This window comes from Synergistaceae bacterium (assembly GCA_012521675.1).
Taxonomy (GTDB): domain Bacteria; phylum Synergistota; class Synergistia; order Synergistales; family Aminobacteriaceae; genus JAAYLU01.
This window is the reverse complement of the sequence record JAAYLU010000012.1, coordinates 1-23,908: the sequence shown is the minus strand read 5'-3', so window position 1 is coordinate 23,908 and position 23,908 is coordinate 1. Positions and strand designations below refer to the sequence as shown.

The 23,908-nt window shown below is 61.2% G+C and carries 21 protein-coding genes; 12 read left to right on the top strand and 9 right to left on the bottom strand.

All coding sequences use genetic code 11. The features are described 5' to 3' along the window. The first annotated feature begins 507 nt into the window (after positions 1 to 507). From GX181_01310 to GX181_01290, 5 genes are all read left to right on the top strand, one after another. On the top strand, positions 508 to 2,319 hold the full coding sequence (locus GX181_01310) for a hypothetical protein (GenBank protein ID NLM70584.1): 1,812 nt from the start codon (positions 508 to 510) through the stop codon (positions 2,317 to 2,319). A 28-nt stretch (positions 2,320 to 2,347) separates the two neighbouring features. Next, positions 2,348 to 2,812: a chemotaxis protein CheW gene (locus GX181_01305; protein NLM70583.1), complete on the top strand. Its 465-nt coding sequence runs from the start codon at positions 2,348 to 2,350 to the stop codon at positions 2,810 to 2,812. 132 nt (positions 2,813 to 2,944) lie between these two features. Continuing rightward, entirely contained in the window at positions 2,945 to 4,465 is a 1,521-nt protein-coding gene (locus tag GX181_01300; protein NLM70582.1) for an HD domain-containing protein, read from the top strand. An 83-nt stretch (positions 4,466 to 4,548) separates the two neighbouring features. After that, positions 4,549 to 4,812, top strand: coding sequence for a hypothetical protein (locus GX181_01295; protein ID NLM70581.1), 264 nt, complete (start codon positions 4,549 to 4,551; stop codon positions 4,810 to 4,812). Next, positions 4,713 to 4,940: a helix-turn-helix domain-containing protein gene (locus tag GX181_01290; protein NLM70580.1), complete on the top strand. Its 228-nt coding sequence runs from the start codon at positions 4,713 to 4,715 to the stop codon at positions 4,938 to 4,940. Before GX181_01295 ends, GX181_01290 begins: the two co-directional genes overlap by 100 nt. On the opposite strand, the gene GX181_01285 is transcribed toward GX181_01290, so the two are convergent. From GX181_01285 to GX181_01270, 4 genes are all read right to left on the bottom strand, one after another. Continuing rightward, the gene (locus GX181_01285) at positions 4,910 to 5,137 is read right to left on the bottom strand and encodes a metal-binding protein (GenBank protein NLM70579.1); all 228 of its coding nucleotides are present in this window, start codon (positions 5,135 to 5,137) and stop codon (positions 4,910 to 4,912) included. The two genes, GX181_01290 and GX181_01285, sit on opposite strands and share 31 nt — an antisense overlap. 156 nt (positions 5,138 to 5,293) lie before the next feature. After that, entirely contained in the window at positions 5,294 to 7,144 is a 1,851-nt protein-coding gene (locus GX181_01280; GenBank protein ID NLM70578.1) for a heavy metal translocating P-type ATPase, read from the bottom strand. Between the two features lie 28 nt (positions 7,145 to 7,172). Continuing rightward, entirely contained in the window at positions 7,173 to 7,469 is a 297-nt protein-coding gene (locus tag GX181_01275) for an iron-sulfur cluster repair di-iron protein, ric (GenBank protein NLM70577.1), read from the bottom strand. A 114-nt stretch (positions 7,470 to 7,583) separates the two neighbouring features. Beyond that, positions 7,584 to 8,693, bottom strand: coding sequence for an FAD-dependent oxidoreductase (locus GX181_01270; protein NLM70576.1), 1,110 nt, complete (start codon positions 8,691 to 8,693; stop codon positions 7,584 to 7,586). 252 nt (positions 8,694 to 8,945) lie between these two features. Here GX181_01270 and GX181_01265 point away from each other — a divergent pair, with 252 nt between their 5' ends. Then, the gene (locus tag GX181_01265; GenBank protein NLM70575.1) at positions 8,946 to 9,209 is read left to right on the top strand and encodes a type II toxin-antitoxin system RelB/DinJ family antitoxin; all 264 of its coding nucleotides are present in this window, start codon (positions 8,946 to 8,948) and stop codon (positions 9,207 to 9,209) included. A gap of 229 nt (positions 9,210 to 9,438) precedes the next feature. Here the strand turns inward: GX181_01265 and GX181_01260 are convergent, their stop codons facing one another. Further along, a complete protein-coding gene (locus tag GX181_01260) occupies positions 9,439 to 10,092 on the bottom strand; it encodes an L-fuculose-phosphate aldolase (protein ID NLM70574.1) in 654 nt (217 codons plus the stop codon). Positions 10,093 to 10,161: 69 nt separating this feature from the next. Then, on the bottom strand, positions 10,162 to 11,757 hold the full coding sequence (locus GX181_01255) for an SYNERG-CTERM sorting domain-containing protein (protein NLM70573.1): 1,596 nt from the start codon (positions 11,755 to 11,757) through the stop codon (positions 10,162 to 10,164). A gap of 115 nt (positions 11,758 to 11,872) precedes the next feature. Here GX181_01255 and GX181_01250 point away from each other — a divergent pair, with 115 nt between their 5' ends. After that, positions 11,873 to 13,201, top strand: coding sequence for an ATP-binding protein (locus tag GX181_01250; protein ID NLM70572.1), 1,329 nt, complete (start codon positions 11,873 to 11,875; stop codon positions 13,199 to 13,201). A 25-nt stretch (positions 13,202 to 13,226) separates the two neighbouring features. Here the strand turns inward: GX181_01250 and GX181_01245 are convergent, their stop codons facing one another. The 3 genes from GX181_01245 to GX181_01235 are packed head-to-tail and all read right to left on the bottom strand — an operon-like array spanning position 13,227 to position 16,967. Beyond that, positions 13,227 to 14,030, bottom strand: coding sequence for a glycyl-radical enzyme activating protein (locus GX181_01245; protein NLM70571.1), 804 nt, complete (start codon positions 14,028 to 14,030; stop codon positions 13,227 to 13,229). Further along, positions 14,017 to 16,389 (bottom strand): formate C-acetyltransferase/glycerol dehydratase family glycyl radical enzyme, encoded by a 2,373-nt coding sequence (locus GX181_01240; GenBank protein NLM70570.1) that lies wholly within the window; start codon positions 16,387 to 16,389, stop codon positions 14,017 to 14,019. The genes GX181_01245 and GX181_01240 overlap by 14 nt, the downstream gene beginning before the upstream one ends. Before the next feature lie 14 nt (positions 16,390 to 16,403). After that, positions 16,404 to 16,967 (bottom strand): helix-turn-helix domain-containing protein, encoded by a 564-nt coding sequence (locus GX181_01235; protein ID NLM70569.1) that lies wholly within the window; start codon positions 16,965 to 16,967, stop codon positions 16,404 to 16,406. Positions 16,968 to 17,093: 126 nt separating this feature from the next. Here GX181_01235 and GX181_01230 point away from each other — a divergent pair, with 126 nt between their 5' ends. The 5 genes from GX181_01230 to GX181_01210 form a co-directional block, all read left to right on the top strand. Then, positions 17,094 to 18,254 carry an iron ABC transporter substrate-binding protein gene (locus GX181_01230; protein ID NLM70568.1) on the top strand — a complete coding sequence of 387 codons (1,161 nt, stop codon included), beginning with the start codon at positions 17,094 to 17,096 and terminating at the stop codon, positions 18,252 to 18,254. 9 nt (positions 18,255 to 18,263) lie between these two features. After that, positions 18,264 to 19,322: an iron ABC transporter permease gene (locus tag GX181_01225; GenBank protein NLM70567.1), complete on the top strand. Its 1,059-nt coding sequence runs from the start codon at positions 18,264 to 18,266 to the stop codon at positions 19,320 to 19,322. Beyond that, positions 19,319 to 20,071 (top strand): ABC transporter ATP-binding protein, encoded by a 753-nt coding sequence (locus tag GX181_01220; GenBank protein NLM70566.1) that lies wholly within the window; start codon positions 19,319 to 19,321, stop codon positions 20,069 to 20,071. The genes GX181_01225 and GX181_01220 overlap by 4 nt, the downstream gene beginning before the upstream one ends. A 353-nt stretch (positions 20,072 to 20,424) precedes the next feature. After that, complete coding sequence (locus tag GX181_01215) at positions 20,425 to 21,579, top strand: ATP-binding protein (GenBank protein ID NLM70565.1); 1,155 nt, start codon at positions 20,425 to 20,427, stop codon at positions 21,577 to 21,579. Between the two features lie 562 nt (positions 21,580 to 22,141). Then, on the top strand, positions 22,142 to 23,908 hold a 1,767-nt coding region (locus GX181_01210; protein ID NLM70564.1), incomplete at its 3' end, for a methyl-accepting chemotaxis protein.

Genomic DNA, 23,908 nt, shown 5'->3' with positions numbered 1-23,908 from the left:
GGGAATCGAGGGGTCCCATGATCATTATTTCAGCGCCTCCATGTTCGCGGTGTCGTCGATGCGGCTCAATGATACACCCCGGAAAACCATGTGTCACATTGTTTCGATTCAATCTATACCCACTCTAAATCAGAAGGAGCCTATATATATATATATGCATTTTTTTACATACTATCTGGCAACAACCCGCATAAATATCTTTCAGCAAACCACAGCCTTAATAAACACGGGCCACAAGCCGCAGGCAGCGCTATGAGAAGGGGTGCCCAAGGCCATGACCTCTGAGTGCAGAGGGCGCGGCGATAACGGCTCTTCAGCTCGCACAGCCGGATGTTCAGGAGGGTGGCGCACATGTTTGCCGCCCGACCATACAAGCCTTTTTACCGAACGAGGCCCGCCATTGCACAGATCCCTTTCATATTTTTACCATTTTACGAGAACCGCGCTTATTATTCTTATAGTCCATTATTTCCACATTATAAAAAAATACGCAAGGAGTGATAGTTCATGATGACCTTCCTTCGCAACCTCACTATCCGCGCACGCATTCTCCTTCTGACGGTGCTCTTGTGCATCTTCACCGCAGTGGCCTCCTGGGTCGGATATACAAGGCTGGTCGCGGCGGGCGAAGCTCTGAACGCCATGTACGAGGAGGACCTGCTGCCCATCCAGTGGTTGAACGACTCGAGGACAAATTTCCAGGCAATAATCGCGTCCCAGTTAAACATGATGCTGACGGAGGACCAGAAGGAAAAACAGGCCCTGGTCGAGGAGATAGACAGACGGAGAGAGCTGAACGACGTGAACCTAAAGAACTACGCTGATTCCGAACTTGACGACTTTGAGAGGGATAAGCTTGCGGAGGCGAACATGCACCTGACCGAGTTCCGCCGCAGCAGCAACGAGGTCGTAAGGCTGGCGCTTGAAAACAAAAACGCCGAGGCTTATGAGATCTACGTGCATGAGGTAACCGAGGCCAATAATAGTTACAGAGCGGCCATACGGGACCTCACCAACTTCTGCATCGAGGACGCCGAGGAGGCGAATAAGAGCAACGAGCTCAGCATGGCAACCGCCAGGAAGCTCCTTCTGGCCGTAGCGGCGGTGGCGGTTATACTGGGGGCGCTTCTGGGACTCCTGATCGAACGGTCGATCAACAGACCGCTGAGAGCGATTATGGACGTATTGAAGAAAATAGCCGCGCTTGACGTGAGATTCGACAAGTCCAGAGCTTGGCTGGTCAACTACAAGAACAACGAGATAGCAGAGATGGTCGAGAGCACCATAGGCATGGAGAAAGCGTTGAGCAGCTTTGTTGCAAGAGTCGCAGGCGCTTCCAACAGGCTGGGCGAGACCTCAGAGGAGTTCTCCGCTCTCGCGGAGGAGTCCAACGCCGGCGTCGAGGAGTCGCGTGCCGGAGTGGACGACGTGTCGTCCCAGATGGAGAATTTGGCCGCGGCCACTCAGGAGATCACAGCCTCGGTCGAAGAGGTAGCGAGCGGCGCTCAGTCCTCGGCTCAGAAGAGCACCGACATGGCCGGCGAGGTCGAGCAGGCCAGAGGCGCGGGCGACGAGGGTGTAAGGGCCGTCGGCAGGGCGGTCGACAGCATTAGGAGGGTCGCCGCGGACGCGGAGCAGTCCGCGAAGGAGGTCCGCGAACTCGGCGACAGGGCGAGAGAGATACAGAACTTCGTCGCCCAGATAGGCGGCATAGCCGACCAGACCAACCTGCTGGCGCTGAACGCCGCGATAGAGGCGGCCCGAGCGGGCGAGGCCGGACGCGGCTTCGCGGTCGTCGCGGAGGAAGTGCGCAAGCTCGCCGAGGAGAGCAACGAGGCGGCGAAGAGGATAGCCGATCTGGCGGCGATAATCACCAAGGATCTGGACAATGTCGTCTCGTCGTCCGAAACCAACGCCAAGGATTCGATAGAGTCAAGCGGCCTGGCCGAGGAGACCCGCGAGACGATAGACCGAATGATGGACGCTCTATCCAGGATAGCCTCGGGCACTCAGGACATGGCGGCTGTCGCGGAGGAGCAGGCGGCGTCCAGCGAGGAGATAGCGAGCGCGGTGCAGAACATAGCCTCCAGGGTGAACGACTCCGCGTCATCTGCGGACCTCGTCAGAGGCCAGATGGCCGAGGTGGGAGCCTCCGCGGAGAGAGTGGCGCAGGGCTCCGAGGAGCTGTCCGGCCTGGCGGCCGACCTGCGCTCTCTTGTGAACACCTTCCAGTACGACGAGGACGACGACCAGTCTTCACAGTCGGGCCTCGTCCCGCTGAACAGCGGCAAGGGCAAGTCGGTTCAATTCGCCGGGTAGAGGGCAGGACACGGAAGGAGGAAGAGATATGGCTGAGCAGCAGCTGGTGGTATTCGGCCTCGGCAACGAGGAGTTCGGAATAGACATCTCAAGCGTCAGGGAGATAGTCAAGATACAGCACATAACCACAATTCCCCAATCTATGGACTTCGTGGAGGGGATAGTGAACCTTAGAGGCGTGATAGTTCCCATAGTGGACCTGAACAAGAAGTTCATGACCATGATGCAGAGCAGCACCGACGACGCGGAAATGCGGATCATAGTGGTCAACATGGCCGGTCAGAACATAGGCATACTGGTGGACGCGGTGTCGGAGATACTGAGAGTCCCGAACGAGGCCATTGAGCCCACGCCGCCGATAGTCTCAAGCGGGATAAGCTCCGACTTCATCAGGGGAGTGGCCAAGGTGGATGAGAGGCTGATAATCTTCCTGGACCTGGACTGCATCTTCTCCAGCGAGGAGCAGGAGGCCCTGGCAAGGGCCGCAGGGTAGGACTGTCGTCATCCCGAGGCGTTTTTCCGAGGGATCTCGGTTTTAAGGCGTTCATGAATCGAGATCCCTCGCCTTCGCTCGGGATGCCAAGAAGGAGCATGCCCAGGCTTAGTACAAAGGGGAGGATAACCTATGGCGCCTCTAAGAGAAGCAGACAATCTGAACCGCGTCATCTTGAACAGCCCGTTGATTATTCTCTGGGGCGAGGCATCGGAGAACCGCCCCGTCGACTTCATCTCGGACAATATTAACCGCTACGGGTACACGATGCCTGAGATCGTCATGGAGGAGTCCCCATTCGACTGGATTGTGTTCGAGGAGGACAAGGAGCGAGTGTCCGAGGCCTTTCGCAAGGCGCTCGAGGAGAAACCCGATTCTTTCGTCATGGACTATAGGATTCTCGACGCCAACGGGAGGGCGCACTGGGTGGAAGATCGCGTGACCTTTTACTACGATGAGAAAGGCAACACTCACCTCTACCAGTCCTGCCTCATGGACATAACGGACAGAAAACAGACAGAGGGGCGACTGACCCTCTTGCACGAGATGTCCATGGCCTTCATGGAGGAGCTCGATGCCGATTCTCTGATAAAGAAGATCCTCGCGAAGTCAGCGGAGTTCATAGGTGCGTCCGACGGCCTGGTCAGCGTGATGGACAACGATGGCGTAACAAGGAGAGTCAAGTGCGCCCTGGGACTGTTCGAACCGCTCGTCGGGGCGCACAGAGCCTCGGACAAAGGCCTGCACGGAGAGGTGTTAAGAGGGGGAAGGCGCGTCGTGGTGGACGACTACCGCACCTACCCGGGGCGGACAGACAGGGAGGAGTTCAAGGACATAACGACCGTAATCGGTATCCCCCTGCACCGCGGGAAGCGTCTTCTCGGCTTCATCACTCTCGCCTTTCGCCACGAGGTAAAAAAAATCGACGAGCAGGCCATGGAGCATATCGACCAGTTTGCCGCGGCTGCTTCTATTGCGCTCGACAACGTACAGCTGTACGAGGAGGCGCGCAGGGAGGCAGAGGAACGCAAGAGAGCGGAATATGAGCTGGCAAAAGGCTACGACACGCTACATACCACCTTCACCGACGTCATCAGGACGATGGGCAAGATTGTCGGCAAGAAGGACCCCTATACCTTAGAGCACCAGGAGCGTGTCGCGAGCCTGTCCGCCGAGCTAGGCAGAAGGACCGGGCTGGACGAGGAGCGCTGTGAGGGGCTGCACATCGCCGGCCTGGTTCACGACATAGGCAAGATCGAGGTCCCCGGCGAGATACTCAGCAAGCCGGGAAAGCTCTCCCCCATCGAGTTAGAGCTGGTGAAGGGCCACGCGCAGTCAGGCTACGATATCCTGAAGGAGGTGGACTTCCCCTGGCCGGTCGCCGAGATAGCCCGCCAGCACCACGAGAGACTCGACGGCTCCGGCTACCCGCTCGGCCTGAGTGGTGAGGGAATCCTGCCGGAGGCTCGCATCCTGGCAGTGGCGGACGTCGTGGAGGCGATGATCTCACATCGCCCCTACCGCCCGGCCCTGGGATTGGAGGCCGCCCTGAAGGAGATCAGGGAGGGGAGCGGCGTGCTGTACTCACCGGAAGTGGTGGACGCATGCCTGGAGCTCTTCGAAGAGCAACGGGGGTTTATCGGGGATAGCTGAGATAACGAGAGCCCTTCCCTCGTCCCTTCGGGTGTTCGGTATGAGCCTTCTCCGTCATCCCGAGTACGAAAGGGGAACGTAGCATGAAATGCCGCAGTAGTCGCGAAAGCGGCGGGAGCTGCATCGAACGAGTGCCGATCTTCGCCGGGCTAAGCTGCGAGGAGCGGATGGAGATAGCCGAGATCGTCTCGTCTCGCAGCCTGAAGAAGGGCGACATGATCTACCGGGCCGGCGATGAGGGGGGGACCTGGCCTCGCACCTCGGCATCACGCAGGAGACCCTCAGCCGGAGGCAGTCCGCGCTCCAGGACGAGGGACAGATCGCCCTTGAGGGACACAGGAGGATAACGATAAAAAAACCGCCCCGGCCTCGAGGGAATCGGCAGCGGGGCGTAGACGCAAGCGGATGTGACGAGGCTGGCGGCGTGTGCCGCCGGTTTTTTTACTATTTCGCCCGAGATTTCTTTACCTCGTAGCCGAGGCCGGTGATGGCCTTCTCTACCTCGTCCAGGGCGAGCTTTTCGTCGTCGAAATCGAACTTGACCTTGCCGGAGTTGAACATTATCTGCACACTCTCCTGCTCCACTCCGTCGAAGGATTTGACCGCTTTCTCTATCTTCTGCACGCATGACGGGCAGGCCAACGGCTCAAGCTGTATCGTTGCTGTCTTCATTTCTATGTCTCCTCCTGTTATTTCATTGTGTGCGGTTCCCAAGGGTCGGTGTTTATCTACTGTACCCGCAGGTCCATCTTGCAAATAGTCGGCAGAGAGGTGATTGCGTGATGGGATCCCTCCTCCCGTTGGTCGTTCGGGATGACAGGGACATCCCTATCTCAGCCTGTAGCCGATAAGTCTCATTCCGTTCAGTATGACCACCAGTATGCTGCCCTCGTGAACCAGCATTCCTATGGACATGTTCATCCACTCGCTGTAGATCAGAGCGGCCAGCAGGAAGAGGACCACGCCCACTGCTATGTAGATGTTCTGCCTCATGTTCCTCGCCGTGGCCTTGGTCAGCCCGAGGGCATGGGGCAATCGTCCGAAGTCGGAGTTCATCAGGACAACGTCGGAGGTCTCTATAGCGACATCCGTGCCGCCGCCCATCGCTATGCCTATCTGGGCGAGGGCAAGCGAGGGACTGTCGTTGACCCCGTCGCCGACGAACGCCACGATCCGGCCCTCCTCGATCAGCCGCTTCACGTAGGCGGCCTTGTCCTCGGGCAGCATGTTCCCGTGCGCCTCGGTCAGGCCAAGCTCCCGGCTCACCGAATCCACCGTGCCCTGGTTGTCGCCGGAGAGCATAACTAGGTTCTTCACCCCGAGCCTCTTCAGCTTCTGCAGGTGCTCCTTCACCCCGGGCCGTATCCTGTCCTTGACGCCCATCAGGACCTTCAGCTCCCCGTCCACCGAGGCCAGCACCAGCGAGCTGCCGTTCGCCTCGATGCGGGCTATGTCCGCCGCGGCCTCTGCACCGATATGGACTCCCTCCCGCTCCATCAGGGCGACGTTGCCGACGGCCACCCTGCTTCCGTCAACGTTGGCGGTGATCCCGCCGCCCTTGATCACCTCGGTGTTCTCGACCGGGAAGAAGGTCGTCTCGCCTATTTCTGCTAGCACGGCCTTCGCCAGCGGATGGCCGGACTCGCGCTCGACGCTGGCCAGGCAGCCCAAGGCCCTCTCTACGTCCTCTCCGTAGTGCAGCCTCTCGGCGACGGACGGGTTGCCCATCGTGAGGGTGCCGGTCTTGTCGAAGATCATCGTGTCCAGCCGGCTGAAGTCCGAGATCACCTCGCTGCCCTTGAGCAGCACTCCGTGGCGCGCGCCGTTGCCTATGCCCGCCACGTTGGACACGGGAACCCCTATCACAAGAGCTCCGGGGCAGCCGAGTACGAGTATCGTGATCGCCAACTCGATGTTTCGCGAGACCAGCCAGACTATTATGGCCAGCGCGAGGACCGCCGGGGTGTAGTACTTGGCGAACCGGTCTATGAAGCGCTCCGCCTCGGACTTTGAGTCCTGGGCCTCCTCCACCAGCTCGATTATCCTGCCGAAGGTGGTGTCCTCCCCCACTCTGTCCGCGACTATCTGGAGGGTGCCGTTGTCGAGTATGGTGCCCGCGAAGACGCCGGAGCCCTTCTCCTTCTCGACCGGAAGGGACTCGCCGGTGATGCTGGCTTCGTTGATGCTGCCCTCGCCGGACAGGACCGTGCCGTCCACAGGGATCTTGTCTCCCGTCTTTACGAGCAGCACGTCCCCTATGTCGACCTCGTCGACGTCTACCTCCTCGTACTCGCCGCTCTCCAACAGCTTCAGCGCGCTCTCCGGGGCCATCTCGGTCAGCTCCTTGATGGCCGCGCGGGTCTTGTTGAGGGTGCGCTGCTCAAGGTAGGCGCCGAACAGGAAGAGGAAGGTCACAATGGCCGACTCCTCGAAGTTCCTGATGAAGAACGCCCCGGAGACTGCGACCGTGACGAGCACGTCGATGCTGACCACCCGGAACCTCAGCGACTGGAAGGCCTGGATGGCGATCGGCGCGACCCCCAGCACGGAGGCCGACACCAGGCCCCACAGGGCGATCCACTCGTCGAGGAAGCCCAGGTGCGCCGCGAAAGAAACCGCGATCAGCACTCCGCAGATCAACGCTATCTGGTTCTTGCGGGCAAGAATGTATCTCTGCACAGTGTCAACCGTTCAGGCCACGGCGCGCTCAGGCGCTGTAGGCCCGGTCCATCTCGGAGAGCATGTTGTAGACCGCCTCGTAGCTCTCGCAGACGTCGCCCGGAACGGCGTAGTCATCGGTGATCCTGCGCAGGGCCTCGAACTCCCCGGCCAGGTCGGGAGCCTCCCCCGCCAGCTTCTTCTCCATCGAATCGAAGATAGTCTTGACCTCGTGAAACTCCGGGTGCTCCTTGCCGTGCACCCGGGCCACTATGGGCACGTACATCTTCAACGTCTCCATGTGTTTTGCAGCCGCCTCTGTGAATGCCTGGTTCGCCACTGTCATCCCGCCTTCCGGTCGTTTATATGGCTATCATATCTACGATCGAGGGGGATTTCCTTGACCCAGGTCAAAAAACTGACTGGAGCTAAGCAGGGAAGGGTTGGATTTGAAGGCGGTTCAATGCGGGATCCCTCCTCCCGCTGGTCGTTCGGGATGACTGCTAATGTCATCCCGAGGAGCCGCCCCCGCTCTTGTCTCTCCGACCAATGCGTCAAGAGCCCTGTTGCGAAAGGATGAGATCCGAAGAGCCGCCAGGGAGAGGGATATAAAGAGTCCCATCAGCCTGCCGCTATCCATCAGGCGTTGGAGCTTATTCTCCTGTCTTTCCTTGATCGCTAGCAGCTTCGATATTTCAACGTCCCTATGCAGCGGGTCGAGAATGCAGCACGCCGCCTCGCGACCCGAGACAAGCGCCGGGTAAATCCCCTCGCCTGAGAGCCCGAAGATGAATCCGCCCGCGTCGCCGACCAGGAAAATATTGCCGAACCTGTGTCCCTGGTAGTCTTGGTTCATCGGCGCCGCCTCGAGAGGCGATCCGCTTGCGTCGATCCCTTGCTCCCGCAGCCACCTGTCGAGGTTCTCGCGCATCCGCCCGACCGGACAGACCCTGAAGTCGCTCCCGCACCCAACGACCGTGCTGTCGCCGTGAGGGAAGATCCAAGCGAACCTGGCGTTAAAGAGGCTGGAATTACAGTGCAGTTCGACATCGGGGCGCAGCACAACGCCGGGGAGAGTGTACTGAATCCCGACGGCCACGCGGCGCGGACGAATGCCAAGGGATCTTCTAACGATCGATGAGGAGCCGTCGGCCCCGACCAGGTATCTGAAGCCTATTCTCTCCTCTCCTGCCACGACGTGATCCTTCCCTACGCTTGTCACGCAGGCGCCGGTGCGCACCTCGACATTTGAAAACCTCTCGAGCTTCGAGAGCTGCCACTCGCCGAGAGCCCTCCTGCTCGCGGTCGCCATTAGAACGCCCTCTCCGCGCAGGCGGAGACGTCGCCCTCGGTTGTACAGAAGGACCGAGTCGAAGGACCGCTCCAAAAGCGACTCCGGCGGCTCCAGGTAATTCAGACACCTCAAGGTGAGCCCGCCCGCACAGACCTTGCGACCGAGAACATCCTCCCTCTCCAGCACTAGAACGTCAAGCCCGCTGCCGCCGAGCGTCTCCGCGCACTTCAGCCCGGCCGGGCCCGCTCCCGTGATCACGACATCGAAAGACTCCATGGCACCTCCGTCAATCAAGGGCAATCTTCTGGATATAGGAAAAGTATAGCATATTGCCTCGAAAACGCACCTTTATGAGGAGAGGAATGCGCATCATACAGCAGCCGGAGTTCATCATGGCGAAGTGGCGGAGGTAACTGTAATAGGCAGCGGAGAGCTGCCCGGTCCGGCGGTTTGGCCGACTGAAAACCCCTTGTCAAAAGCTTTTCGCTGAATTACAATGTCATTCACATTGAGTGAGGAGGGGTCAGAATGGCTGCGAACAGTTTGGTTCAGGCTCGCATAGATCCTGAAGTGAAAAAGGAAGCCTCTATCGTACTCGCCTCGATGGGTCTTACAGTCTCGGACGCGGTTCGCCTGATGCTGGTCAGAGTGGCCGCAGAGAAGGCCTTGCCGTTCGAGCCGCTTGTCCCCAACGAGACAACATTAGCGGCGATTCGGGAGGCAAGGTCCGGCACCCTGCCCAGAGTTAAGACTGTTAAAGAATTGATGAACGCGCTTAATGCGGACGATTGAGTGGACAAGGCAGTTCAAGAGGGATTTCAAGAGAGAGAAGAGAGGCAGTCTTGCCATATCCGTCATCCCGAGCGTCGCGAAACGAGGAGGAATCCTGGTTCAAGGCGCTGCTGCGTTGAGATCCCTCGCTGCGCTCGGGATGACACTAACGCGAACCCTATGGCCGCACCGATTCTTGTCATCCCGAACGGCGCGCAGCGACGGAGGGATCTCGCGTTTCCAGCCGCCGCTAGTCTTGCCCCCTCTGTCCGTAGGTCGCGAATTTTGCTAAGACCTCTTTCATCTGATCCCCGTCGAGGATCGCCGGGTCGCCTATGCTCTTCGCCCGCCAGTATAGCTCGCAGACGAACTCTATCTCCTCGGCGGCGTCGAAGGCGTACTGTATGTCCGGGCCGGCGGCCAGCAGGCCGTGGTTGCCGAGCAGGACGGCGTATCGCCCATCCATGCCGTCGCGCGCGATCTCCGCCAGCTCCCTGGAGCCGAAGGGGGCGTACGGGGTGCAGCGGACGCTGTCGCCCCCGGCGTAGCCTACCAGGTAGTGGACGGCGGGCAGGTCATGCCCCAGGCACGCCATCGTGGCGGCGAAGGTTGAGTGAGTGTGCACCACGGCGCTTATGTCCCGCCTGCCCTGGTACAGCAGACGGTGCATCTCGGTCTCCGACGACGGTTTTCTGTCGCCGTCCACCCTGGCACCGTCGATGTCCAGAACCACGACATCCTCCGGCCCCATCTCGAAGTAGTCCATGCCGCTGGGGCTTATGGCGAAGAGCCTTCTCTCCCCGTCCAATATGCTGATGTTGCCGCCGGTCCCCCTGGTCAATCGGTGCTCGCTCAGCTTGCGGCAGTACTCCACCACCAGTTCTCGCTCGCGCTTCATAAGCATCTGCTTCCTCCTCCATCGACAAGGGCCGGGAGTCGACCCCCCGGCCCGTTTGTTGAAAGGATGCGCCTTCTAGGCGGCCCCGCGTCTTGATGCGGCGTAAAGCAGGGGGATCAGCAACAGCACTGCGAAAGGCGCGGCGCCGGTGTCGCAACCACCGCCTCCGCCACCACCTCCCGCGGGGCGCGGGGTGATGACGAAGCTCAGGTCCGTGCCGGGGACGGCCATTCCATGGGAGTCGAAGGCCCGCAATTCAACCGTCCAGGGCTTGTCGAAGTCATCCGGGATGAGGAGGTCGTGGCGGAACTCGTAGATCGACGGCCGGGAGGTCGTCTCCGGGCGGACGAGCTCCACCCACTTCTCCTCGAACACGGCCTTCTCGGTCGCCTCGTCCTTCATCACGTACCGGACCATCTCGATCCTGTTCCTCATGGTGTAAGTGCCGTCGCCCTCGCGAACTACGTCCTCCAGAGAGGGCTGGAGCGGCTTCACGACCCCGAACAGGCTGAGCATCTGCTTGGCCTTGACCACTACCCCGTCCTCCACGTTCCAGTCGACCGTCTTGTCGGCCAGCTCGGGGTAGTAGACGTTGTCCGAGGGCTCCGGACGATCCACTCCGTCTCCCCTGACCTCGGCGCGAACCATGGCCAGCTTCCTGCCCTCCGGGAAGGGCACTATCTTGCCCGCTTGAACCGCCGTCTGGGAGCCACCGGCGTTGTAGTTGATGACTACCTCTCCTGTGTCGTACATGTACCAGTGGATGGACTGGGAGTTCAACCTCCTGTTGTACGCCAGCCCTCCGAGCTCGACCTTGTTGGTGGCCGATGTCTCGGCGACGTTGTAGAGGACGGCGCGGATGGTTCCCCCCATGTACTCCAGCAGGTCGTTGGGGCGCCAGCGGCGGTTTATCTCGTAGAAGAGGTCGCTCGGCCCTCCGCCGTGCGGAAGGGTGGAGGCGTCCCAGTAGCCAGGGAAGGGGTCCGAGTAGATGTGCGAGTTGTTGACCTGCGCGAAGGCCTCGACGTTCTCCACGTGCGCCGGCGGTGAGAAGCGCGAGATGATCTTGTCGGGAACGGTGCCGAACGTCAGCGGGACCGTGACGGAGTGAAGCTCTGCCCCCGCCTCTCCGACGGCCTTGACCTTGAGCGTGTAGGCGCCTTCCTCCAGATCGCGGGTGTATATGGTCGGGTAGTTGGTGTCGAATTCCTTCGTGTTCCCGCCCTGTATCAGGGCTGCCGCATAGTGGCGGGTGACCACGGCCTTCACAGTCGCATCGTAGAAAGAGGCCGGTCGAGACGGGTCGAACACGAGGTCGGGCGGCGGGGCGGAGAGTATGTTGATCACCTCGCCAGGGGTCTGTCCGTGCTCGTAGTCCAGCTTGACGGCGTTCAGCGGGGTCAGGCCGGTGATGTTGTCCACGATGCTGGAGACCGTGCGGACGGCGTCCAGATCTCCGTCGCGGTAGAGCTCGAAGTGGACGTTGAAGCGCTCCTGTTCGGGGTTCTTGCCCTCCCGGTCGATGGCGACTATGGCGTAGAAGTCGCGGGTGGAGGCGAGGAGACGTGAGCCCTCCGACGGCACGACCACCTCCAGTTTGACCGCCTCGGCGCAGGGAATGCCGAACAGCAGCGAGGCGACGACGAGGCATGACAGCATGAAACGTCTCATAAACAGAACACACCCTTTCCAGTTAAGCTTTCCGGTTTGGTAGAATCATACCATCCAAGGGCGCATGGCGCACGATACGCGGCGCGTTTTCGCCCGGTTCGCGGAGGGGTTGCGAATGAAGGTAGAACAAAGGCCGTCCGAGGGCGGCAATACACATGCCGCCGGCTATGCCGGGCAGGGTCGCTTCGGCGTCGCGTGCGACATAGGCACCACGACCCTGGCCTGCTACCTTGCGGACGGCTCCGGGACCCTGGTAGGCTCGGCGTCCGCGCGGAACCCCCAGGCCGCTTGGGGCTCGGACGTGATCTCCAGAGTGGTGCGGGCCTCCAAGGGGACTGAGGCCCTGGAGGATATGGCCCGCTCGGTCAGGGGGGCCGTCGCTCGGCTGGTCTCCGGACTGGCCGAGGAGGCGGGTCTGGACATTGGCGGCTGCGGCAGTATGATCGCCGCCGGGAACAGCGTCATGGAGCTGATCTTCATGGGTATCTCGCCCGAGTCGCTCGGAGTCGCGCCCTTCGCCCTGCCGGCCAGGAGTTTCGAGCCGCGCCGCGCGGGGGAGCTGGGGCTGACCCCCCTGCCCGAAGAAACTCCCGTCCACGCCCTGCCTCTGATGGACGCCTTCGTCGGAGGGGACACGGCGGCCCTGCTCTACGAGGTGATTGAGGAGGCAGCCTCGCACGGAGAGGAGCAAATGACGCGCCTAGTGATGGACCTGGGGACGAACGGCGAGATCGCGCTTCTGCACCGAGGGGAGACGACTGTCTGCTCGACCGCCGCAGGACCGGCGTTCGAGGCTGTCGGGATAAGGTGCGGGATGCCCGCCGTGACGGGTGCGGTGAGTTCGGTGGTCGCGGACGGGGGCTCGCTCTACTGCCGCACCGTGGGGGGCGGACCGGCGCGCGGGCTCTGCGGCAGCGGGCTGGTGGACGTCGTGGCGCTGCTGCTGCGCGAGGGGGTTCTGACGGAGGACGGGGCGTTGAGCGGGAGCGCGCCCTCCTTCCTGGCGGAGCGGGTCGAGGGATCGGGCCCGGATAGAAGGTTCATCCTGTGCGAGTCGGCCGCAGGAGAAGTCGCGGTTTGGCAGAGCGACGTCAGGAAGTTCCAGCTCGCCAAGGGAGCGGTGCAGGCAGGAATTGACGTTCTGCTGGCAATTTGCGGGCTCGCCGCGGACGACGTGGACGAATGCGTGCTGGCCGGCGCGTTCGGCAGCGCGATCAGTCACGATTCGCTGATGGAGACCGGGCTGCTACCCGGATCGCTGCGCGGCAAAGTCCGCTCGGTAGGCAACGGCGCGGGGCTGGGCGCACTGCGTATTCTGCGAGACGGAGAGGAGGGGCTCGGCAGGGTCGAGAAAATGGCCCGCAGGGCGAGGCACGTGCGCCTCGAGACCTGGTCGGGCTTCCAGGAGATGTTCCTCGACGCGATGCAGCTGGCGCGGAGATGAACCAAGGCGCACACAGGCTCTTTGTCTACCTGTAGCTGACAGTCTCCACTCCCTCGGAACGGATCAGCTCCTCGATGCGGTCGACCCGCTCCTTCGACGGGGTCTCGAACTCGGTCCAATACTCCATCATGCCCAGCACCTGGTACTTCGTCCTTCCGAAGTCGTGATAGGGCAGCAGCTCCATCTTCGGCCGCCGGAAATGCTCCCGCACGAACCGGGCCGTCGAGGCCATATTCCCGTCGTCGTCGTTCACGCCGGATATCAGCGGAACACGGATCACCGTGTCGACGCCTGTTCCTCCGAGCCGCTCCAAGTTGGCCAGGATGCGCTCGTTGCCCACCCCGGTGAAGCGCTCGTGAACGGCGCTCTCCATGTGCTTGATGTCGGCGAAGACGAGGTCGATCAGGCCGACGATGTCCGCGCATTCATCCCAGTCGAATTGACACGACGTCTCTACGGCCTGCGAGAAGCCGCCGTCGGCGCATGCTCGCGCGAGAGCCCGCAGGTTGCGCGGAAGGAAGAAGGGCTCGCCTCCCGACCAGGTGACCCCGCCGCCCGACTCCCGGTAGAAGATCACGTGGCGGGAGATCTCCCTCATCACCTCGGCGACTGTCATGAACCGCCCGAAGGTCTCCTCCTTCCCGCCGGGCAGCCGCCCGCTCCTGGGCTCGGCGGTCCAGGTCTCCGGATTGCAGCACCATCGGCACCGGAGGGGGCACCCGGAGAGAAAAACGACGCTCCGGATGCCCTCCCCGTCGTTGACGCAGAAGTGCTGAACCCGGGAGACACAGATTCTCTCCCCCTCCGTGACCGACTCAGATGACCGCATGTTCCGTCCTTGCGATGATCGCCTCCTGCATCTCGCGCGAGAGGTTCACGAACTGGGTGCTGTACCCGGCCACCCGAACCAGGAGATCCCGGTACTCCTCCGGCCTGGCCTGCGCCGCGCGCAGCTGCTCCGTGGATATGGTGTTGAACTGGACGTGGAAGGCCCCGAGCGAAAAGTAGGCCCGTATCATAGCGCCGAGGTTTCGCAGACCCCTGGGCGTGGAGACTATCTCCTTGTTCAACCTCAGGTTCAGCAGCGTTCCGCCCGTCTGGACATCGTGGTTCACCTTGGCCGCCGAACGCATGGCCGCCAGGGGGGTGGACACATCCGTGCCCGCGAAGGGGGAGACTCCCTCGGACAGAGGCGCCCGCGCCCTCCTGCCGCAGGGCAGCGCGCCCACCACCTTGCCGGTCGGGACATAGTTGGAGATCCCCATGAAAGCCGAGTTAAAGGGAGAGGCGAAGACGTCCCTGAAACTTCTGGTCGTCCTGTAGTAGAAGTCGGAGATCTCTCTCGCCAGTGAATCGACCTCGTCGTCGTCGTTGCCGTACTTCGGAGCGGCGAGGGCGCGCTCGCGCAGCTCATCGTAACCCTCCCAGTCGGCGTCCAGGGCGGCGCACAGCCCCTTCATCGTGCATGCCTTCTCCTCGAAGACGAGTCTCCTGACGGCTGCGAGGGAGTTGGCGACCACGCCAAGTCCGATGCCGGTGAGCACGGGACCGACATTGTACACCGCTCCCCCCTTCGACAGGTCTTTTCCACTCTGCATGCATCCATCCACGCAGGTCGAGAGGAAAGGCCTGGGGACCATCTCCATGTGCAGCCTTTGCGCCGTCAAAGTGCCGATAACAGCGTGATCGACCAGGTTGGCTAGCTGCCGCAGGAAGGCCTCCTTGACCTCGTCGAACGACGCAAACCCCTCGGCCGCCCTCTCGGGAAGCCCCATTGGCTCGCCGGTGAGACGGCTTCGCCCCTCGTTGAGGGCATACTCCATGGCCGCACCGAAGTTCACGTTCACAGCCGAGGTCCACTCCCCGGTCTTGCGGAAGTGAGGGACCACGCAGCCGCAGTTGTTCCAGTCCCTGGCGTCCTCTGGCTCGTACCCGGCCTGAAGCAGCATCTGCGCCCCCGCCTGGTCGTTGTGAATAGCGGGAAATCCCATCCCGGTGGACACCAGCTTCGAGACGGCCATCAGAAACTCGTCCGGACAGTCGGTGGAGATGCGCACGCTCAGACCCGGTTGGTGAGTCTTGACCCCCTCCGTGGCCTTCAGGCAGATATAGGAGAGGTCGTTCGTGCCGTCGCTTCCGTCCCTCTTCCGCCCGCCGACGGTCAGGTTTTGAAACTGGTTGTACCCGGCGAAGTAGTTCGCTGTGTTGGAGGAGATCGTCCAGACCCACTCCGACAGCTTGATCCACAGGCATTCGACCAGCTCCAGCGCGCGCTCCTGGGTCAGGCGCCCGGTCTCCACGTCGGCTGCGTAGTACGGATACATATACTGGTCGAACCGGCCGGGATTGAGGGCCAGCGGGTTCTCTGACAGGATACCCCCGAGCTGTACGAACCAGACGAACTGGCAGGCCTCGGCGAAAGTTCTTGGCGGCTCCGCCGGCACCCTGACGCAGTTCGCAGCGATCTCCATCAGCTCGTCGCGCCGAACCGGGTCACTTTCCTCCTCGGCGAGCCTCCGAGCCTCCTCGGAGTATCTCTCAGCAAGGCGCATAATCCCGTCGCAGGCTATAATCACGGACTGGTAGAAGTCGCGCTTATCGAGGTTCTCGAGCGAGTCGGGCCTCGTCGCCTCTAGGTGAGCCGCAGCCTCGTCGCGTATTCGCCTGTAGCCTTTCGGGAAGAGCACGTCCTGATAGTCCGGGGTGATCTCACCCACGGCCTGCCTCCACTTCGAGTCATTGTCCAGTATGCCGGTGTCCACCAGCAGGCGCGCCGTGTCCTCCGGTAGGCGCTTGAGGAACGCTTCCTCGAGCGACTTCCCCTTCCAATAAGGCCAGATCTCCGACCGAGCGAACTTCCTCTGCTCCTCGCTCATACTGTAGGGGTCCTGCGGACGCGAGTCGAACGAGTCCATCTCTCGGTCCACCCACATCCACGAGAACTCGGGAGTCAGGATGGCCGAACGCCGAAACTCGCCCGATACGCCGACGATCAGCTCGCCGGGGAAGATGATCACTGGGAGCCGATCGCAAGCCGCGGCAAAGGCCTTCGCCCTCCTCACGGGCGTGGCCTCGCCCTCCGTCTCCTTGTGGGACTCGGTCCAGATCGCCGCCCGGAGGCAGCTCACGGACGGTTTTCCATTCACATACTCCTGGCGCGCCCGCTCTGTGCGTTCACTGCTGCTCATGGTTTGGTCTCCTTTCATACATTCTCCTCCGGGTAGAGGATGACCATCGCGAGCGTCGATCTCCCCTCTCCCGGATTGTGGTATGAGTGCGGCCTGTCGGCCCTGTACTTCATCGAGTCCCCGCACCCCAGGCATCGCTCCTCGTCACCCGCCATGATGACGATCTCTCCCTCGAAAACGTGGACATACTCGACCGTGCCGTCGATATGCGGCTCGGAGGATGAGAACGCCCCCCTGTCCATCTCTATGGACAGGAATTCGAAACGATTTCTTCCGTCGTACGGGAATATCGGGTATACCCTGAACCTCCCGTTGTCTCCCAGTATCGGCGCCACCCGATCCTTGGAGAAGGACTCCGTCTCGGGAACAGGCGCGTCGGTCAGCTCGCTCAACGGGATGCGCAGGCCGTTGGCTATCTTCCAGACCGTCTGTAGCGTCGGGCTCGACTCACCGCGTTCGACTTGGCCCAGCATGCTCTTGCTCACTCCGGTAAGAGCAGAAACCTTGTCGAGACTGAGTTTGCGCCTGGTTCGAAGACCCTTCAGGTTTTCCGCGACGATCTTTTCGAGAGTTTCCATCCATATCTTCCTCCCGGCGAAGCGACATTCATGTGCGTTATATTGCACAAAAAGAACGTTCTTGTCAACCACCCTTGAATATCATGATGGCTGATGGCACAAATAGATATTTTCGTGCTACTATTGATGGGGAATCAACCACGCTATCTCAAAAAGGAGAGGGTTTTCGTGTTTCGCAAAGCGTGCATCTCATCTCTTTTCGTACTTCTATGCCTGTCGGCCCTCCCCGCGCTCGCCGGGGAGATCGCTGTGACCGACACATTGGGCCGCTCGGTCGTCGTGGCCGAGTCGCCCGAGCGCATCATAGCCTCCGGCTCCGGCTGCCTTAGACTGGTCGTCTACCTGGAGGCGCAGGACAGGGTCGTGGCGGTGGACTCGGCCGAGAAGAAGACCCCCGACCTTGGCGTGCTGGTCTTGTCGCGCCCCTACAACATCGCAAACCCCCAGTTCGGCGACCTCCCGATATTCGGCGAGTTCCGCGGCCTGGACAGCCCCGAGCTGATCGCGGGCCTATCTCCTCAGCCGCAGGTGATCCTGAAGGTCTCTCCTCTCGCCGGACCTCACCCGGACGTGCTGACGGAGAAGACCGGCATACCGGTGGTCGGGCTGGAGCCGGGCAACCTGACGGACAAGAAGGATGACTTCTACGGCTCCCTGCGCCTGATGGGTAGGATTCTCGACAGGGAGGAGCGAGCGGAGGAGGTCGTGGCCTTCTTCGAGCGGCACCTGGCCGATCTCGCCAGAAGGACCGCAGACATCCCCGACGATAAGCGTCCGACCTGCTACGTCGGCGGGGTGGCGTCGCGCGGGGCTCATGGCTTCACCTCGACTGAGCCGAACTATCCCCCATTCGTCTACACCGGCGCGAAGAACGTGGCGGCGGCACCGGGGCAGAAGGGCGGACAGGTGGTCGAGATAGCGAAGGAGAAGCTGCTGGAGTGGGACCCGGAGGTGCTGTTCGTCGACCTGAGCACCATCACGGCCGGCGAGCAAGCGAACGGCCTTCAGCAGCTCCGCGACGACCCGGCGATCTCCGCCCTGACAGCCGTAGTCGAGGGCAGGGTCTTCGGCGTGCTGCCGTACAACGCCTACTCGCTCAACTTCGGCTCGGTGCTGGCCAACACCTACTTCGTCGGCAAGACGCTTTACCCCGACAGTTTCGAGGACGTGGACCCGGTCGCGATGGCCGACGAGATCTACACCTTCCTGGTGGACAAGCCGGTATTCCAGACAATGAACGACTACTTCTCCGGGTTCGCTCTTTCCCGGATCGAGGCAGGAGAGTAGCGCTTGAGCATGGAGGCACGCTCCGCCGCCGGGTACGAGCGGCACATTGGGCGAAAGAGGCTCTTCCTGGTCGCGCTCGGCGCTCTGTGCGCGCTGGCCTTCGTGATGTCCATCTCGTGGGGGGCGGTCTCCATCCCCCCCCTCAAGGTGGTGCGCGCTCTTCTGGGCGGCGGAGAGCCGAAGTGGCGGATAATCGTGGTCGGCATCAGGCTTCCTCAGGCGCTCGCGGCGCTGTTCGCAGGAGGAGCTCTGGCGCTGGCCGGGGTTGCGATGCAGTCGGTGCTTCGCAACCCGCTCGGCTCCCCCTTCACACTGGGGATCTCAAACGCGGCCGCTTTCGGTGCGGCCTTCTCGATTATCGTGCTCGGCACTGGGAGCATGCAGAGCACCGCTGTGAACGCAGTAACGATCGTCAACCCGTGGCTGACCACGGGCGCTGCTTTCGCCTCCGCGCTCGTTTGCATGACGGTCGTGCTTGCGATCGCCTCCGTCACCAGGGGAACACCGGACGTTATGGTGCTCGCCGGGGTAGCGCTGAGCTCGCTCTTCACCGCTGGGACTATGTTCCTGCAGTACTTCGCGGACGACAGCCAGCTCGCCGCGACCGTCTTCTGGACCTTCGGGGACGTGTCGCGAGCGTCTTGGCGGGACGTACCGCTGATGGGTGGCCTGCTGCTCGCGGTCCTCTGCCTCTTCTTCGCGCGCCGCTTCGACCTCAACGCAATCGACAGCGGGGACGAGACCGCCCTGTCGCTCGGGGTCTCCGCACCGCGCATACGGCTGGAGGCGATGGTTGCGGCTTCTCTGCTCGCCTCCGTGACGGTTGCCCTGCTCGGGGTGATAGGCTTCGTCGGACTGGTAAGCCCGCACATGCTCAGGCGATTCCTGGGGTCGGACCACAGGTTCCTGGTGCCGGGGTCGGTGCTCGCGGGAGGGCTGCTGCTGCTCGCGGCGGACACGGGAGCTCGGGTCGCATTCGCGCCGCGCACTCTGCCCGTGTCCGTGTTCACGGCTTTCCTGGGTGCACCCGTCTTCCTGGCGCTGATAGCGAGGAGGAAGAGGCCGTGATACTGACCGTTGACGGAGTCTCCTTCTCTTATAGAGGCGTGCCGGTGCTTGAGCATGTATCCTTCTCCCTCGCCGAGGGTGAGATGGCTGCCCTGCTCGGCCCGAACGGCGTGGGCAAGACCACCCTACTTCGCGTCATAGACGGGATTCTGCGCCCGTCCGGTGGAAGCGTGCTTATCGAGGCGAGGGACGCAGCCTCATGCTCGCCGCGGGAGCGAGCCAAATTCTTCGGCTACGTGCCGCAGAGGGGCGAGCAGGTTCGGCTCACCGTGTTCGATGCGGTGCTGCTCGGGCGCCATCCGCACCTTGGGTGGTCCGTCGAGAAATCCGACCTGGGGATGGTTCACTCGGCGCTTGAGGGGCTGTCTCTGGAGGGGTTGGCTCTGAGATACCTTGACGAATTGAGCGGCGGGGAATTTCAGAAGGTGCTGCTGGCCCGCGCAATAGTGCAGGAGCCGCGAGTGCTGCTGCTCGACGAGCCGACCAGCAGCCTGGACCTGAAGAACCAGCTCGAGATGCTGGCGACTCTTAAGGGCATTGTTAGGAAGAAAAAAGTCGCCGCCCTTCTGTGCATGCACGACCTGAACACCGCGTTCAGATTCGCCGACCGACTGCTCTTCTTAAAGGACGGCTCGATCGCCGGCGTCTGCACGCCGGCGGACGCGCCGGCAGACCTGGTTCACGACGTGTACGGCATTCCGGTTGAAATAGTCCACTACAAAGGGATACCGATGATAGTCCCCGCGTAGGGAGGATCGAGATCCCTCGCCTTCGCTCGGGATGATCACGCCTTGTTGTCCCGGGGAGCCGCCGCCTACCTTGTCACCCCGAGCGAACGCCCTTCCTGTCATCCCGGGGAGCCGCAGGTGACGAGGGATCCAAGCAGGCGACAGGCGAAGCGAGCCTTCCGGCAGTTGCGCGCCAGAGGCTTCGCACTGTCGATCGCTTATCCCGAACGGTGCAAAGCACCGGAGGGATCTCAGTTTCGCCCTGTTGCCGCCTCAGATCCCATGCTATTTGGCAATTCAATTGACAATTTGCAGAGGAAACGTGTACTATGGATGCCGAGTTAGGGGGGATCGCGATGTATATAGAAAGACACATGCAGCAGAAAGCGATCGACTTGAGCCGGGGTTTCCCGTGCATCGCCGTGACGGGGGCGAGGCAGTCAGGCAAGACGACATTCGTCCGCCATACCTTCCCCCAAAAATTGTACGTCTCTCTTGAGAATCCCGATGAGCGAGAGTTCGCCAAGGACGACCCGCGAGGCTTCCTGGATCGCTTCCCGGACGGAGCGATCCTCGACGAGGCTCAGCACGCCCCGTGGCTCTTCTCCTACCTGCAGGAGCGATTGGACTTTGACGGCAGGATGGGACTCTTCATTCTCACAGGCTCTCAGCACTTCCACCTAGTGGAGGGCATCACACAGAGCCTCGCAGGCAGAACCGCTTTGCTTCACCTGCCTCCTTTCAGCTTCGACGAGTTGAAAAGCGCCTCCCTGCTACCTGCAGAGCTCGACACAGCAGCGTTGAAGGGCGGATACCCGCCGCTGCACGTCCGAGACGTGGAGGCATCATCGTGGCTGGTGAGCTACACTGCCACCTACCTAGAGCGGGACGTTCGATCCCTGCTCAACGTCAGGGACCTCTCCGCGTTTCAGCGATTCCTTCGCCTCTGCGCTGGGCGGGCGGGACAATTGCTCAACCTCTCCTCTCTCTCGGCCGAGTGCGGCGTGGTGCACAACACTGCCAAGGCATGGATCTCCGTCCTCGAGGCGGGCTCCATCGTCTTCCTGTTGCGCCCGTACTTCCGCAATTTCAACAAGCGCCTGGTCAAAACGCCAAAGCTTTACTTTTTGGACACGGGGCTTCTCTGCCATCTGCTGGGAATACGGGACGAGTCCCACCTTGAGACTCATCCGCTGCGGGGCGCGATAGTCGAGAACATGGTGGCGGTCGAGCTTCTCAAGGTCCGCCTGAACGAGGGACTCGAGCCGGAGCTCTACTTCTGGAGGGATGGAAGCGGCTTCGAGATTGACTTCATCATCGAAAACGACGGTTTGCTGGACGGAGTGGAAGTTAAGTCGGGAAAGACCGTCACGAGCGAGCAACTCCGGGGGCTGAATCGATGGAGTGAGATAGCCGGGAGGGACGCGGGCGAAACATACCTGGTCTACGGCGGCGACGAGGAGTATCAGAGGGATGGACACGCAGTGGTCTCGTGGCGAAACGCGGCTGGAATCGCCGAATCCCGGTAAAGATTCTCCGCTAAAAGGGGATGCTGATGATCTTGCTCATATAGCGCGGCGGGAGATGGGAGCACAGCTGGATAATTTTTTACAATATTAATGAGTTTTTTACTCTTGACGAATTCAACCGATAAGGCTAAAATATGTTCTAAAGCATAGTCTTATCGGACTTTTGCTTCATATTCTAACCTAAAGGGAGAGTAATGCTCACCATGGAAGGAGCCCTGCGACCAAAAACGGCGGGGCTGGATGCCTTCGCCGTGAAGACGTTGTCCCCGCCGGGAAGGACGCGGCCGTCCTATCAGGACGGCTTTATATTTGCATTTTCACCAGGATGTCACATCGACCCTGCTTCAGATAAGTACAACCACAGCTTCCCTCCCGCTCTTCGATTCAAACCGGCTTTTCACGTTTACTTCTCAGAACGCAATATGTCGTGCATTACGCAGCGACGCATCCCGGTGAGATCTCCGCCTTCGCGTCATCGAGATCGCGCACGTCCCTGTCCGGTCCCCGTTCACTGTTCCAAGTTCAGATTACCCGGTAAAAATATAAGGAGTGATGTGATATGTTGAGCATTTTCAGAGACATGACCATACGCACGCGTCTTTTACTTCTTACCGCGCTCCTCTGTCTCTTCACCGCGATCGCCTCGTGGGTGGGCTACACCCATCTGGACGAGGCGGGAGTGGGATTGGACATGATGTACGAGAGGGGCGTGCTGCCGATTCAGTGGCTGAACGACTCCAGGACGAACTTCCAGGCGATTATCGCGTCTCAGCTGAACATGATACTCACCGACGACGATAATGAAATCCAAGCCCATGTTGAGGAGATAGAAAGGCGCAGAAGGCTGAACGACAAGAACCTGGAGAACTACGGAAACACCGAGCTTGACGAGTTTGAGAGGGGCAAGCTCGAGGAGGCTAAAAAACACCTCGCGGAGTTCCGGCGCGGCAGCAACGAGGTGATCAAGCTGGCGCTGGAGAACAAGGACGACGAGGCCTATGATTATTACACGCAACATGTCGTCGAAGCCAATAACAATTACAGGTATGCCATACGCGAGATCTCCAACTACTGCATCGCGGCAGCAGAGGAGGCGGACGAGGAAAACAAGGTGGTGGTCGCAGCGTCCAAGCGATTTCTGATCGGCACGGCGGTCACGGCAGTCATCATGGGAGCGTTGCTCGGACTGCTGGTGGCCCGTTCGATCAACAGGCCTCTCAATTCACTCATCGAAGTGATGCAGAGGATCGCCACGCTAGATATTACCTTCGACCAATCGAAGGCCTGGCTCTTCGAATACAGGAAGAACGAGTTCGAGAAGCTGGCCGATAGCATCATGAAGATACAGGACGCGCTTATCGGATTCGTGTCGGGAATCGTCGCCGCCACGGACAGGATCGGCGAGACCTCGCAGGAGTTCTCCGCCCTGGCGCAGGAAGCCAATGCCGGCGTCGAGGAGTCACGCGTGGGCGCAGACGACGTCTCATCCCAGATGGAGAATTTGGCCGCCGCAACCGAGGAGATAACCGCATCGGTCGAGGAGGTAGCAAGCGGCGCACAGTCATCCGCGCAGAAGAGCACCGACATGGCGGGAGAGGTCGAGCAGGCCCGCACGGCCGGCGAGGACGGGGTTAAGGCGATAGGCAGGGCCGTCGCCAGCATCAAAAAGGTGGCTTCGGATGCCGACGGGTCGGCGAAGGAGGTCAAGAGCCTTGGAGACAGGGCGCGCGAGATCCAGAACTTCGTCGCCCAGATAGGCGGCATAGCCGACCAGACCAACCTGCTGGCCTTGAACGCCGCAATAGAGGCGGCCCGCGCGGGAGAGGCCGGACGAGGCTTCGCGGTTGTCGCGGAGGAAGTCCGCAAGCTTGCCGAGGAGAGCAACGAGGCGGCGCAGAAGATCGCCGATCTGGCCTCGATAATCACGAAGGACCTCGACGAGGTCGTGTCGGCGGCCGAAAACAACGCGAAGGACTCGCTCGAGTCCAGCAACCTGGCGGAGGAGACCCGCGATACCATAGACCAGATGATGGAGGCATTGTCCAGGATAGCCTCTGCGACGCAGGACATGGCGGCCGTCGCGGAGGAGCAGGCAGCCTCCAGCGAGGAGATAGCGAGCGCTGTGCAGAACATAGCCTCGCGGGTGAACGACTCCGCCGAGTCCGCGGACACGGTGAGAGGGCAGATGGTCGAGGTCGGCACGGCGGCGGAGAGAGTGGCCCAGGGATCCGAAGAGCTCTCCGGCTTGGCAGCCGACCTGCAGAAGCTGGTCGCGGCTTTCAAGTATGACGAGGTCGATTCCACTTCCAAATCCGGCCTGGTGCCGTTG

Bases quoted from the DNA above. Each gene is read 5' to 3' on its own strand.
- GX181_01245 (NLM70571.1), bottom strand. From the start codon at position 14,030: ATGCGGTCATCTGAGTCGGTCACGGAGGGGGAGAGAATCTGTGTCTCC.
- GX181_01265 (NLM70575.1), top strand. From the start codon at position 8,946: ATGGCTGCGAACAGTTTGGTTCAGGCTCGCATAGATCCTGAAGTGAAA.
- GX181_01295 (NLM70581.1), top strand. From the start codon at position 4,549: ATGAAATGCCGCAGTAGTCGCGAAAGCGGCGGGAGCTGCATCGAACGA.
- GX181_01260 (NLM70574.1), bottom strand. From the start codon at position 10,092: ATGCTTATGAAGCGCGAGCGAGAACTGGTGGTGGAGTACTGCCGCAAG.
- GX181_01250 (NLM70572.1), top strand. From the start codon at position 11,873: ATGAAGGTAGAACAAAGGCCGTCCGAGGGCGGCAATACACATGCCGCC.
- GX181_01230 (NLM70568.1), top strand. From the start codon at position 17,094: ATGGGGAATCAACCACGCTATCTCAAAAAGGAGAGGGTTTTCGTGTTT.
- GX181_01225 (NLM70567.1), top strand. From the start codon at position 18,264: ATGGAGGCACGCTCCGCCGCCGGGTACGAGCGGCACATTGGGCGAAAG.
- GX181_01240 (NLM70570.1), bottom strand. From the start codon at position 16,389: ATGAGCAGCAGTGAACGCACAGAGCGGGCGCGCCAGGAGTATGTGAAT.
- GX181_01255 (NLM70573.1), bottom strand. From the start codon at position 11,757: ATGAGACGTTTCATGCTGTCATGCCTCGTCGTCGCCTCGCTGCTGTTC.
- GX181_01285 (NLM70579.1), bottom strand. From the start codon at position 5,137: ATGAAGACAGCAACGATACAGCTTGAGCCGTTGGCCTGCCCGTCATGC.
- GX181_01310 (NLM70584.1), top strand. From the start codon at position 508: ATGATGACCTTCCTTCGCAACCTCACTATCCGCGCACGCATTCTCCTT.
- GX181_01300 (NLM70582.1), top strand. From the start codon at position 2,945: ATGGCGCCTCTAAGAGAAGCAGACAATCTGAACCGCGTCATCTTGAAC.
- GX181_01270 (NLM70576.1), bottom strand. From the start codon at position 8,693: ATGGAGTCTTTCGATGTCGTGATCACGGGAGCGGGCCCGGCCGGGCTG.
- GX181_01235 (NLM70569.1), bottom strand. From the start codon at position 16,967: ATGGAAACTCTCGAAAAGATCGTCGCGGAAAACCTGAAGGGTCTTCGA.
- GX181_01275 (NLM70577.1), bottom strand. From the start codon at position 7,469: ATGACAGTGGCGAACCAGGCATTCACAGAGGCGGCTGCAAAACACATG.
- GX181_01215 (NLM70565.1), top strand. From the start codon at position 20,425: ATGCAGCAGAAAGCGATCGACTTGAGCCGGGGTTTCCCGTGCATCGCC.
- GX181_01305 (NLM70583.1), top strand. From the start codon at position 2,348: ATGGCTGAGCAGCAGCTGGTGGTATTCGGCCTCGGCAACGAGGAGTTC.